This is a genomic window from Desulfovibrio subterraneus (assembly GCF_013340285.1).
GTDB lineage: Bacteria > Desulfobacterota > Desulfovibrionia > Desulfovibrionales > Desulfovibrionaceae > Halodesulfovibrio > Halodesulfovibrio subterraneus.
Genome location: NZ_BLVO01000016.1, coordinates 201,416 through 213,791 on the forward strand (window position 1 = coordinate 201,416; position 12,376 = coordinate 213,791).

Here is a 12,376-nt window from a genome sequence, read left to right on the forward strand (position 1 = left end):
AATTTTCTATAAACATGGCTCGTTCAAGAAAAGCTGTAAGGTTGCATGCACGCACCTGTTTGAAGGGGAGTGCGGCAAGCATAGAAATAGGGCGGGCCGATCACCGGCCCGCCCTGACGATTCTGTGAAATGCTATGCTTGAATGTGTTGCCTGGTATCTGGATATGAATTTGGGGGAAACAGCAAGGTAATCAGCTTGTCCGCGGCCTGTCAGCTGTCCGGCACGGTGCGCAGGTCTCAGCATGCGCGGCAAATAATGGCTGCGCTGCGGCTACTCCGGCTTGTCTGCATTCTGCCGTTCGGCCGTCTGCAGCGTTGCAAAGAAGGCTGCTCCGGTGCCTGTTGCGGGATCAAGGGGGGATTCTACCCATATGTCACCGCCATGGGATTTGATGATGCGGCGGCATATGGCAAGGCCGAGTCCGGCGCTCCCGTTCTTGGCGGCAGGTTCGGACGGATGTTCTATGCGGTAGAAGCGTTCGAATATGCGATCTTTTGCTTTTTCCGGTATGCCGGGTCCCTGATCGCGAACGCACAGGGCCATCTTGCCTTCATGCGGCCGTGCGGTAACGCTGACCGATGATCCGGCCGGACTGTATTTTATGGCGTTATCCAGCAGGTTGCGGAAGACCTCCATAAGTCCGTCCCGATCACCGAGTACGGAAAGCGGGCCTTCGGGCAGCATGTCCTCAAGTGTGATGTTCTTGGCCTGCGCCGTGTGCGAAAGGTCACGCAGCGACTGCCGTATAACCTCATGCGCATCAACGGGCGCAAGGTCGGTCATTTCGCCCTTGTGCTGGGTTCTGGCGAGCACCAGCAGCGAGTTGACCATCTTGGTCATGTGGTTGGCGTTTTTGAGAATGGTCTTGAGGAACGTGGCGGTCTGTTCCGGCTTGGCAGGCGGAGATTCGATAAGGGTTTCCGCAAAGCCTTTTATGCTGGTGAGGGGCGTTTTCAGTTCATGCGAAACGTTGGCCACGAAATCGCGGCGAACCTTCTCGAGCCGTTCGCGCTCGCTTATGTCATAAAACACGGCCACAACGCGTCGTGCGCCTGCGGGGTCCTTGAAGGGAACAAGGTTCACTTCAAAGAACCGGCTGTCGGAAAGTTCCATCTGCGTGCGCACGCCGGATTCGTCTTCGCCCTGTTCGATAAGGTCTATGACCATGCGGTGCAGTTCGGGCTTCATGGTCGCCTCAATCGGCGTTGCGCCGATTTTCTGCTCGATGCCGGGAAAGATGGTGGTCAGCGCCTTGTTGAAGGAATGTATGCGCCCCGCCGAATCGAACACCATGACGCCTTCGTTCATGCCGTTGAATACGGCTTCCAGCCTGCCTTTCTGGTCAACGAGCATGGAAAGGTGCTGCTCAATATTGTGCGCCATGCCGTTGATGGCGTCCACAAGCGGCTTGAACTCGGTGCCGGGGTATTCGCGTATGCGCCTGTTGTAGTGTCCCTGCCCGATGCTCTGGGCCGTGCTCGCCAGTTCTATTATGGAACGAAGCAGCGGCCTTGTGGAAAAATAGGCGATGAGCGAACTGGCCAGAATGACGACGAGGAACATCCATGTCATGCCTGATTCCAGCCTGTCGAGCCGCTCCTTGGCCACGGAAACGGGAATGGCCACGCGCAGCACGCCATCCTGCAGGCCGTTTGCCCCATGCACCGTGCGGGCAACATAAATAAGATACTTCTTGAGGGTGGTGGAGTAGCGGATTTCAAGGCCGGTTTCTCCATCCAGTGCCTGCCGTACTTCCGGCCTGCCACCGTGCGGGTCGAGCGAGGGAATATCTTCGATAGGAACATTGGAGTCGGCAACGACGATGCCGTCGACAATGTAGGTGATGCGCATGCCCATGCGTTCGCCAAGGCGTGTAAGGCGTGCATCCAGTTCGTTGCTGTCTGCTGGCAGGGCATATTCCTTGAGAATATGTTCAACAGTATCAAGCCCTTTTACCGCCCTGTCCTCTGCGTCGTTCATGATGTCGCCGCGAAGGGTGTTGTCGAAATAGTAGAAGGGCGGCAGCAGGGTGACCAAAAGCAGCAGCGCGGTGCCGATAAGAAGTCTGTTCCGGATCGAGAAGTTTTTCATATGCTTGGAGTAGATCGTAACATTGTGGCGACTTTGTCACAGAACTGTTACAATTGTATGGTAGCTCTGTTTCGGTTTTTTGACATAGAGGGCCTTTTGCATTTAGTACTCCTCCAGCTTTAGTCGTGCAACACGGCTGTTCACCATAACCAAATCGGGAACTATCGGACAACACATGGATATGTACACCGTTTTCCTGGCTCTATCAGTGGTTGCGGGCTTCCTCATGGCCTTCAACCTGGGGGCCAATGATGTTGCCAACTCCATGGCATCTGCCGTAGGCGCCAAGGCTATCACGTGCAAACAGGCCGTGATGATTGCAGGCATCCTGAATTTTGTGGGTGCCGTTTTTCTGGGCGCTCATGTTACCAAAACGATTTCAAAGGGGATAATCAATCCCGACATGATAGCAGACCACAGGCTGCTCATGATCGGCATGTTTGCGGCGCTTCTTTCGGCGTCGTTGTGGGTTCTGGTGGCTACGCTCACGGCTCTGCCCGTTTCTTCCACGCACTCCATCGTCGGTTCCATTCTCGGGTTCGGTCTGGTTGCCGGCGGGCCGGAAGTGGTCAACTGGAGCCAGCTCGGGTTCGTGGTGCTTTCGTGGATCATTTCTCCCTTGTTTGGTGCGGCCATTGCGTATTTGGTATTCTGGCAGATACGCCGGTTCATCCTGTTCAAGTCGGACATGATCCGGGCGGCGCGCAAGTGGGCTCCGTTCTGGATTGCCGTGACCATTGTGCTGGTTATGCTTTCGTTTGTGCTGAAAACCCCGTTCGGGGAAAGCCTGCATCTGTCCACAATGGGTGTGGTCGGGCTCGCGCTGGCTGTCATGGCCGGCAGCTGGGCCATTTCCCGTGCGTTCATCAGCAGGATTATTCCCGATGTGGATGAACAGCCCGAGGCGGTGGAGGGGTTGTTTCGTTCCATGCAGATAGGAACGAGCTGTTATGTGGCCATATCACAGGGTGCCAATGATGTTGCCAACGCCATCGGCCCTGTTGCTGCCATCTACATGATCGCGCGTGATCATAAGATGATGGCCAGTGCGGAAGTGCCGATATGGCTGCTGGTGATGGGCGGCGTGGGTATTGCCGTGGGTATTGCACTGCTGGGCCACAAGGTTATGGCCACGGTCGGTGAAAAAATAACCCAGCTGACGAATACCCGCGGTTTCGCAGTGGATTTTGGTGCCGCGACCACGGTTCTCATGGCTTCCAACCTTGGCATGCCGGTTTCCACCACCCATGCGGCAGTGGGTTCCATTGTGGGTGTCGGCCTTGCAAGGGGCTTCGGCGCGGTAGACTTCCGCGTCCTGTTCAAGATAGTAATCTATTGGGTGCTGACTGTGCCGATTGCGGCCTTCAGCAGCATTGTGATTTTTCAGCTTCTGCGCTGGGCCACGCTGTAGCCTTGCCTGACGGCGCTGACGCCAACCATATTTTTGTATCGGAGGACGTTTATGACATTCAAAGTACCGTTTTTCGGCTTACTTTCCGAGCGTAGCCCCATGGGCGGCCTGCTGGAACACTATGCGCAGATAGGTAAGGGAATGGGGCTTATCCGCGAGTCGCTGGAATGCTACATTACCGGCGGCCAGTGCCGCGAGTTCAATTCTCTGCAGGAAGAGGTGAACGAGGTTGAGGACAAGGCGGACAAGATCAAGCGCAATATCCGCAACCATCTGCCCCGCGGTCTGTTCATGGCCGTGGATAAGACTCTGTTCCTCAACTACACCCGCAGTCAGGACAACATTCTCGATGCCGGACAGGATGCCCTGAACTGGCTGGCCATGCGCCGCGTCGAGGTGCCGGAAATGTTCCACAAGCAGTTCCTCGATTACATGGACGCCGTGGACAAGACCCTTGAACTGCTCGGACCCGCCCTTGAAGCAACCATCGGCCTTGTGCAGGGTGTGGGCAAGCTGGACCGTGAAGGCGTGAAAAACACCTTCCGCGCCATCCGCTACCACCACAAGGATGTGTTCCGTTACAAGCAGCAGCTCATATCCGCCATTTACAATTCGGATATGGAGTTCAAGGACATTTACCAGCTGCTCCACTTTGTGGAGTGCCTGAACGAAATGTCGCACAACGCAGAGAACTGCGCAGACATGCTGCGGGCGATGATCGCACGCTAGCAGAAACTGCTGATAAGAGAATGAAGAAGCCGGAGGCAATGCCTCCGGCTTTTTTTATGGGGACGGTGGCCTGTACAGAACTGGACAGAGCTGAGCAGGTCAGACGTGCCGCTAGGCGGGCGGATAGGCGATGCCGTACGTATCGTGCAGCACCTGCCGCGCTTCTTCTTCACGCAGGCGGTAGAGGTTTGCGTCAGTCATGGCGGCATGACCTCGTCCGTGTTGCACATGGCTGTATATTGGCACATGGCGGCAGCGGAACCCCATGTTGGAAATGTCGCGGAACCAGGCAACCCCCACATCGGTAATGAAGCCGCGCTGCTTGTCGTATGCCCCGAACGGGGCGGCAGGGCCGTTGGGCATGGTCACCCGCCGCGCCTTGCGCAGATTGATGAGGGCAGACCATTCATTGACGCGGCAGACAGGCAGCGGCCACGGACGGGAACGTAAATCCGAAGAGAAGTCAGATAGGGGCGCCGCAAGGCTGCTTGCCGCTTGCTCGTACAGTGCTTTCAGTTCTCCGAAGTTCGGGCGGTAGTTCCAGTAGCGGAAGGAATCGCACTTGCCCGCACGGTGTGCGGGGCAGGTCCAGCACATGCCTATGTGTCCTGCGGCCATGTCATGACCGATATGCTCATTGAGCAGGCCGATGATATCACCTGTGTAGTGGCAGTCGTTATGCGTGGTGAAGAGCAGGTCTTTTTCGGACTGCTCGAATCCATATTGATAGCGCAGGGATAAACGGGCGGTGTCGTCCTTCCAATGTCTGCGGGCTATGGCGCCCACATAGAACCAGCGGGGAGGAACATACCGCACGATGCGGTCGTGGTAGCGGGAGAGGATGAACTCGTGTGAGCCGAAATCGTGCCCGCTCTCAGCGGTGTTTTCCTCGATGAAGAATATGCGGTCGATATGCTGGCCGGAATGTTCCATGAGCGAAGTGATGGCAAGCGCCGTCTGCACGGGCTTGCCACATACGTTTATTACGCAGTCAACGTTGCTCATTCTCTTAACCTTCCGGATGCATGAAGGAGTTTGTTCGTGGATATTCAAAGTGTTACGTCAGTATGCGGAGTATGTCCAGCAGAAGGCTGAGAGAAACCGGCTGTTACAGAGAAAGGCGCTGCACCGGCCTGCAACCACCTTGCCTCCGCTCCCTTGGAAGATTATTCATCAGGTAAGAGAATTAATCAGACGTATTTTATTACGAAATGAAGTGGTGAAGCCATGCTGGAAATAGATCTGCTCCGTTGTTTTGTGGCTGTTGTGGACTGTGGCGGGTTCACACATGCGGGCAGCCGCATCGGTCTCAGCCAGTCTGCCGTGAGCCAGCGTATACGCAGGCTGGAAGAGCGGATAGGGGCGCGTCTTTTCGTGCGCACCACCCGTGCCTTTGAGCTGAGTGCGGAAGGGGAGATACTTTTAGGCTATGCGCGCCGCATTGCCGACCTGCACGAAGAAGCGCTTGAGCGGCTCAAGGCCCCGCGCATGAAGGGAACATTGCGTGTGGGATTTGTGGACTATTTCGGGCCGGATGTGCTGCCGGAGACCATCCGCAGGTTTTCGCGCACCTACCCTGATGTGCACCTTGAAATGCATGCGGGAATGGGCATGGACCTGCGACCGCTCTATGACAACGGGCAGCTTGATCTGCTCATCTCCGGTGACGATGGCTCCGGTACTGGGCGTCTGGTGGCGCGCGATGCGCTGGTGTGGGCCTGTGGTCAGGACTATGCGGCTGCCCTGCCGTGTGCAGGTGCAGAGAGAATCCCCCTTGTGGCCTTGCCGCAGCCCTGCGTGTTCCGCATAACGGCCATGGAGGCGCTGGATGCCTTGCAGGCAGGCTGGGAGGTAGTGTTCACAGGCACAGGCATGGCCAGTGTGCTGGCAGCGCTGCGGGCAGGGCTTGGTATTTCCGTGCTGCCTGCCAGTGCCGTTGCACCGGGGCTGAAGGTGCTGGATGCGGAGGCAGGATTCCCCGCCCTGCCGGACTTTGCCACCTATGTGTATTCATCCGGCGGAGTGGCAGAGGAATTGAAGGAATTGTTTATTGCCTGTCTTGAGCAGCAGTTTGCGCCGCTGTGCAGGTTGTAAAAGAGGATGCCTTGCGTCAGGAAGGCGTCCGGACAAAGTTTGTTTGAGTTTAGTCTGCCTCCGGCGGGCAGGGGGATAATCCTCCTGCACCCTATGTAAGCGATATCATTTTCCTATTTGGCTTCAGGTTCGGCTTGACGGGGGGCGGTTTTACTGCAAACAAGAGGTTGTCATAAAACTGAGAGGATACCTTGCGTCAGGAAGGCATCCTCTCTTGTTGGCGCAGGCTACATTTCAGTGATGATGGTGCCGAGCGGCCAGCGGGATTTCGGGGTAATGGCGTTGAAATCATCTGCGGCACCGTAGCCCAGCGAGACGATGACCGAGGGATAGAAGCCCTTGTCGCTCAGGCCCAGTTCCCTGTTCAGCACTTCGTAGTCGAATCCTTCCATGGGGCATGCGTGAATGCCGAGATGGGCCGCGCCGATGAGCAGGTTGCCCAGTGCGATGAAGGTCTGCTTTTCCATCCAGTGGCGGGCATCCTTCAGTTCGGTCCTGTGCAGGTTGGTGAAGTATTCGCGGCCCTTCTTGTTCATGGCCATGACCTCGTCAGAGGGGAAGCGGCCATCAAGGCGTTCCTGCTCCACAATGGCGTCGGTGTAGGCGGTGTCTATGTCGGTTTTGGTGCACAGCACCACCACGTGCGAGGCGTTGCGGATTTTGGGGGCGTTGAACTCGTAGAAGCCGTGGGCGGAACGGGCTATGCGCTCCTTGCCTTCTTCCGTGCCTGCAATGACAAAATGCCACGGCTGGGAGTTGGTGGAAGACGGACTGAGCTGGAGTATCTGCTTTACGGCAGCGATGGTGGCTTCGGGGATTCTGCGGGTGGGGTCGAATTTCTTGGTGGTGTGCCGCGTTGCCAGCAGGGAAATGTAATCAGACATGGTTGTGCTCCTTATATGATGGGCGTGCTGTTGTGGTTCATTCTTGAGCATATAGTGCGCATGGAGCCTGCTTTTGTAAAATTAATATTTCCCTGTTGATTTATCTGCACTGCTAATGAATAGCTGGATACCCGTTCGTACAAAACAAAACAGCCCCTTGCGGGGCCGTTTTCAGGGTAATGACAAACCTTCGTTTTCAGGAAAACCTCATTCCCGTTAAGCCGGGGCTGAGATCCAAAAAACGGATTTTCATCGCTAATACGAGGGGAGCCCAAAAAAATACCAGAAATGGCGTTATCAGCAGCCTGAAACAGCCCCTTGCGGGGCTGTTTTGTATTCTGTGTGAAAGGAGGTTATTCCTTTCCCATTTTTTTGTTGGCGAAGAGGAGCATTTTTTTGGCTTCCTCAAAGTCCGGACTGAGCTTTATGGCCATGCAGGCGGCCTTGGCACACTTGTCCCAGCGTTTCCAGTCCACATACAGCCGGCCGAGGTTGAAGAAGAGATGGGGGTCTCTTCCCGCAAACTTTACGGCCCTTGCAAAGTACTTCTCCGCCACATCAAACTTGCCGAGCTTGCGCAGGGCAATGCCTATGCGGTTGTAGAAGTGTATTGATTCCGGGCTCTCGTCAATGGCGGCTGCAAGGTACTCATAAGCTTCTTCATACCTTCCTGCCTTGATGAACTTGTCACCGATGTTCCCCTTCAATTCAGGGTCGTTGGAAAACTCGGTAACCAGAGCCTTGAAGACGGCGCTGGCCTCGGTGTACTGGCGTGCATCCAGAAGCTGCTGGCCGCGCTCAAGCTCATCCTGCTTGCGCTTGTCCATCATGCTCATGATCAGCTGTGCCTCGTTGGCAGCAGAGTTCATGAGCTCCTGCAGCAGCTCCTTGATGATGTCCAGAATATCGCGCTCTTTGCCGGGCGCGTATTGTATCATGAGCGGAAAGACCTTGCGCAGTTCCTTGTCGTTATTCAGGTGGTGCGCGTTATCTTCCAGCAGGCGCTGAAACTCTTCTTTCTCCGCCTTCATCAGCGGATTTTTAAGAAAGGTCAGCAGCGCATCATGATACGCCTGCGCAGCAGGCTGGTACTTGCCCTGCTTGAGCAGTGAGCGGATCTGGTTAAGCTGTTGCCTGGCCCTTGTCAGTTCGGCGGACATGTATGCTCCGGTGTATTCTGGTTGTCCGGAGGAGCCACAGCAGGGCTGCGGTTCCGGGGCGCACTGCTATGCGCCGGTATGCTCCTGCATCATATCACGGAAGCGCTTGAAGAAATAGTGGCTATCGTTAGGGCCGGGGCACGCTTCAGGGTGGTGCTGCACGGAAATGACCTTCTTGGTCTTGTGTGCAATGCCTTCCACGGTGTTGTCGTTCAGGTTCAGGTGGGTGACTTCCACATCGTCGCCGCTCAGTTCCACACAGAAGCCGTGGTTCTGGGAAGAGATTTCGATGCGGCCGGTCTGCAGATCCTTTACGGGGTGGTTGCAGCCGTGGTGCCCGAACTTGAGCTTGCTCGTGGTGCCGCCAAGCGCATGGCCGAGCAGCTGGTGGCCGAGGCATATGCCTGCCACGGGCAGCATGTCGACCAGCTTGGTGATCTGGGCGATTTCATCCTTGAGCGTTGCGGGGTCGCCGGGGCCGTTGGAGAGGAACACGCCGTCGGCCTTGACCGTGGCAACCTGTTCTGCCGTGAAGCTGGGGGGAACAACGAGCATGTCGAAGCCCTGTTCCGCAAGCAGGCGCAGAATGTTCCACTTGATACCGAAGTCATAGACCACGATTTTGGGGCCGGTGCCCTTCCATGCGTGCTCGCCGTTGACCAGCGTAACAGGCTGCGGCTTTTCGCCGTCCCACACATAGGGGCCTTCGGGGGCCACAACGTCAACAAGGTTCTGGCCTTCCATGGAAGGCAGCTGGCGCGCGCGCTCCACGAGCTTGGCAGGATCAAGTTCCTCGGTGGAGATGAGACCGCGCATGGCTCCGTTGATGCGGATGTGGCGGGTCAGGGCGCGGGTGTCGATACCTTCGATGCCGAGCACGCCGTACCGCTTGAGGTATTCGGGCAGGCTTTCCACGGAGCGCCAGTTGGAGGGCTCTTTGCAGCACTCCTTCACGATCAGCGCGGCGCAATGCACCTTGCCGGATTCGAGGTCTTCCTTGGTAATGCCGTAGTTGCCGATGAGCGGATAGGTCATGCAGACCATCTGGCCGGTATACGAGGGGTCGGTCAGGATTTCCTGATAGCCGGTCATGCCGGTATTGAAGATAACTTCGCCGCCCGCCTCACCGGCACCGGTGAACGAACGTCCTTCAAGTACGAAGCCGTCTTCAAGGGCTAAAATGGCTTTCATCGGGCTGTCTCCCGTAGCATGTTGAGGATTATGGAAATATCTTCGGGTCTGTCCACGCCGTGCGTTTTGTGGCCGGTCATGACAACCCGGATGGGAATGTTGTTTTCCAGAAGGCGCAGTTGCTCCAGCTTTTCCGTCTGCTCCAGCGAAGAGGGAGCAAGCCCGGTGAATCGTCGCAGCGCGCCGAAACGAAATGCATACAGTCCTATGTGGCCGCAGTAACCGCGTGCGGGTTCGCCGTCGCGGCAGAAGGGAATGGCGGCACGGGAAAAATACAGGGCGTCGCCGTTGGCAGACGGCACCACCTTGACGATGTCCGGACTCAGGGCATCGGCTGCCGTTATGGACTGCGCCAGCGTGGAAACCTGCACGGCGGCATCGTCCAAGAACGGAGAGACCAGCTCGGTCAGCATCATGGGATTGAGGGCCGGCTCATCTCCCTGAATGTTCACCACCACGGCATGTTCTTCCACGCCCATGGCACAGGCTGCCTCATAGACCCTGTCCGTGCCGCTGGCATGGTCGGGGCTGGTCATGACGTATTCCACGCCATGCTCACGTGCAGCCGCGGCAATGCGTTCGTCATCAGTGGCCAGCACAACGCGCGAAATGTGCGGGCACATGCAGGCGCGGTTGTAGACATGCCAGAACATGGGCTTGCCGAGAATGTCCGCAAGCGGTTTTCCCGGAAAGCGTGAAGAGGCATATCGTGCGGGAATGATGCCGTAACAGGGGATAGTATGCACGGTATCGCTCATGCCTTCTTTATGCGTTTCTGTTGCGCACGGCCGAGTACCGTTGAATGTGGCTGCTGCCATAATCTGTGTTCGCCCTCCGAAGGTGTTCGCCGCCGTGGAACGCGTTGTGTTCCTCACTCCGTGCTCTGTGCGCGGTTGCGGCCTGAATCGTCTGTGACCGTAGGGCAACTCTGTGGGCATTGGCGCTGCGAAAAGGCAGCGGAAATGCCACCTAACCCGAAATCGACGGACTATAGCCGGAAATGACGTGATTGAAAATATGAAAATGTCATCTTCAGGGCGTGGTTTCTAGTGCGCTGAAATAAATGGGTATCCATAGATTGTCCGCGGTGGGGGGGGATTCGTATGTTGTGCAGGGGGCGGGGTTGGGGCTGGCCCCGTGGCAGGCGGCTGCCTGCCGAAACGGTTCTGAAGCGGGGAGGGGCAGATGATGGAAATGACAAACCGCCGCCTGTGAGAGGCAGCGGTTTGTGAATAGCGTTGTCAGCGGCAGGGCCGGACGAGTTACCGTTTCATCTGAATGGCGTTCTGGATGAGCTGGTCCTGCGTGGTGATGATTTTGCTGTTGGACTGGAAGCCGCGCTGGGTCGTTATCATGGTGACGAACTCGCGGGCCATGTCCACGTTGGACTGTTCAAGCGCATTGGAGACGATAAAGCCATAGTTTTCCGTATCCGGCTTGCCTTCCTGCGCCACGTTGGATTCCTTGGTGGCGGAGAAATGGTTGTTACCTTCGCGCTTCAGGCCGAAATCGCTGTTGAACCGGAACAGGGAGATGCGGAAAAGGTCATCGCTTTCTCCGTTGCTGTACTTGCCGGTAATGATGCCGTCGCGTCCGATTTCCAGATTCATCAGGTAGCCTTCGGAGTAGCCGTCCTGCTTCATCAGCAGGGTCGAAGAGGAACCCGAATAGGCTGTGGTGGCCGAGGCTGACGTGGCTGGTGTGGTCATGCCTATAAGGTTGGCCGCATTGTTGCCGATGTCCGTTGCCTTGGTGGCGGAACCGTTCCAAGCCGCGGCTGAATCGCTGATGCCGAAATCCAGCGTGAGGGTCTGCGACGGGGCGCCGGTAAAGGTGGCGGAGAGCTGGGGAAGCCCCCCTGCTCCGATGCTTGCTGGCGTCCAGTTGCTGAGCATGGAAGGATCGCTGCCCGGAACGAATGCAGACATGTTTTCAAGCTCGTTCCCGGCACCGAAGGTCAGTGTGCCTGACATGAGCAGGCCCTTTCCTGCGCCCGAGACCGAACGGCCGTCCTGCGAAGGGGGTGCCGTGACAATGAACTCGAAATGGCGTTTGGAACCTGCATTGCTGGCCCCTTGAACCGCGTCGAAATAGACATTGAGTTCGTGCGCACCGCCGTTGGCATCATACACGCGCATGGTGGTGGAATAGGAATAGGCTCCTTCTCCAAGCGGCGGGGTCTGGGTGCCGTCCCATTTCTGGGCAAGGGCGAAGAAGGGGTTGTCCGTATCTGTGGAATTGTCGGTGGCGGAGCCGAGGTTTGTGATCAGGCGCACGGATTCCGTGGCCTGCGGGGGCATTACGATAAGGCCGTTGGCGTCTGTGGCAAGCTGTATGTCGCCTGCTGTGGAGCTTTCCGTGTCGTTGGAGAAGGCTCGCCCCTGCAGACGGAAGCCGTGCGGATCAACAAGGTAGCCGCTCTTGTCGAAGCGGAAGTTGCCCGCACGTGTGTAATGGTTCACGCCGTCTTTGGAGACGCCGAAGAAGCCGTCGCCGCCGATGCCTATGTCGGTTGTCTCATTGGCAAGGTCAAAGGCCCCCTGCTCGTGGATGGTTCGCACTTCTGCAAGGGTGACGCCCATGCCCAGCTGGGCATAGCCCACTGCGGCACCGTCCGCCCGCCCGCCGCCGTTGACCGACGCGGAAGCAACGCCCACGGATTTGAGATCCTGATAGATCGCCATCTGCTGCTTGAAGCCCAACGTGTTGACGTTGGCAAGGTTGTTACCCACAACCTGCATGCCCCTCGAAAGGGTCTTCATGCCGCCGGCGCCTGTGTATAATGCCGTAAGGCCCATGATCGACTCCTGCCGTA

The 12,376-nt window shown here is 57.0% G+C and carries 10 protein-coding genes; 3 read left to right on the forward strand and 7 right to left on the reverse strand.

Translation table 11 applies throughout. From position 1 onward, the window contains the following. Positions 1-271 precede the first annotated feature (271 nt). Complete coding sequence (locus HUV30_RS15310; RefSeq protein WP_174406375.1) at positions 272-2,092, reverse strand: ATP-binding protein; 1,821 nt, start codon at positions 2,090-2,092, stop codon at positions 272-274. 175 nt (positions 2,093-2,267) lie between these two features. Between HUV30_RS15310 and HUV30_RS15315 the strand changes: the two genes are divergently transcribed. Both HUV30_RS15315 and HUV30_RS15320 read left to right on the forward strand, forming a co-directional pair. Beyond that, positions 2,268-3,503, forward strand: a complete 1,236-nt coding sequence (locus HUV30_RS15315) for an inorganic phosphate transporter (protein ID WP_174406376.1) — start codon at positions 2,268-2,270, stop codon at positions 3,501-3,503. A 51-nt stretch (positions 3,504-3,554) separates the two neighbouring features. Further along, positions 3,555-4,232 (forward strand): DUF47 domain-containing protein, encoded by a 678-nt coding sequence (locus HUV30_RS15320; RefSeq protein ID WP_174406377.1) that lies wholly within the window; start codon positions 3,555-3,557, stop codon positions 4,230-4,232. Positions 4,233-4,343: 111 nt separating this feature from the next. Here the strand turns inward: HUV30_RS15320 and HUV30_RS15325 are convergent, their stop codons facing one another. Then, positions 4,344-5,237, reverse strand: a complete 894-nt coding sequence (locus HUV30_RS15325) for a hypothetical protein (protein ID WP_174406378.1) — start codon at positions 5,235-5,237, stop codon at positions 4,344-4,346. Positions 5,238-5,459: 222 nt separating this feature from the next. Here HUV30_RS15325 and HUV30_RS15330 point away from each other — a divergent pair, with 222 nt between their 5' ends. Beyond that, positions 5,460-6,326, forward strand: a complete 867-nt coding sequence (locus HUV30_RS15330) for a LysR family transcriptional regulator (RefSeq protein WP_174406379.1) — start codon at positions 5,460-5,462, stop codon at positions 6,324-6,326. Between the two features lie 227 nt (positions 6,327-6,553). Here the strand turns inward: HUV30_RS15330 and nfsB are convergent, their stop codons facing one another. From nfsB to HUV30_RS15355, 5 genes are all read right to left on the reverse strand, one after another. After that, positions 6,554-7,210, reverse strand: coding sequence for an oxygen-insensitive NAD(P)H nitroreductase (gene nfsB / locus HUV30_RS15335; RefSeq protein WP_174406380.1), 657 nt, complete (start codon positions 7,208-7,210; stop codon positions 6,554-6,556). Between the two features lie 353 nt (positions 7,211-7,563). Further along, positions 7,564-8,370 (reverse strand): tetratricopeptide repeat protein, encoded by an 807-nt coding sequence (locus tag HUV30_RS15340; protein WP_174406381.1) that lies wholly within the window; start codon positions 8,368-8,370, stop codon positions 7,564-7,566. A 66-nt stretch (positions 8,371-8,436) separates the two neighbouring features. Continuing rightward, positions 8,437-9,561, reverse strand: a complete 1,125-nt coding sequence (carA, locus tag HUV30_RS15345; RefSeq protein ID WP_174406382.1) for a glutamine-hydrolyzing carbamoyl-phosphate synthase small subunit — start codon at positions 9,559-9,561, stop codon at positions 8,437-8,439. After that, a complete protein-coding gene (kdsB, locus tag HUV30_RS15350) occupies positions 9,558-10,319 on the reverse strand; it encodes a 3-deoxy-manno-octulosonate cytidylyltransferase (protein WP_174406383.1) in 762 nt (253 codons plus the stop codon). The genes carA and kdsB overlap by 4 nt, the downstream gene beginning before the upstream one ends. Before the next feature lie 504 nt (positions 10,320-10,823). Further along, positions 10,824-12,359, reverse strand: a complete 1,536-nt coding sequence (locus HUV30_RS15355; protein WP_174406384.1) for a flagellar hook protein FlgE — start codon at positions 12,357-12,359, stop codon at positions 10,824-10,826. Positions 12,360-12,376 lie beyond the last annotated feature (17 nt).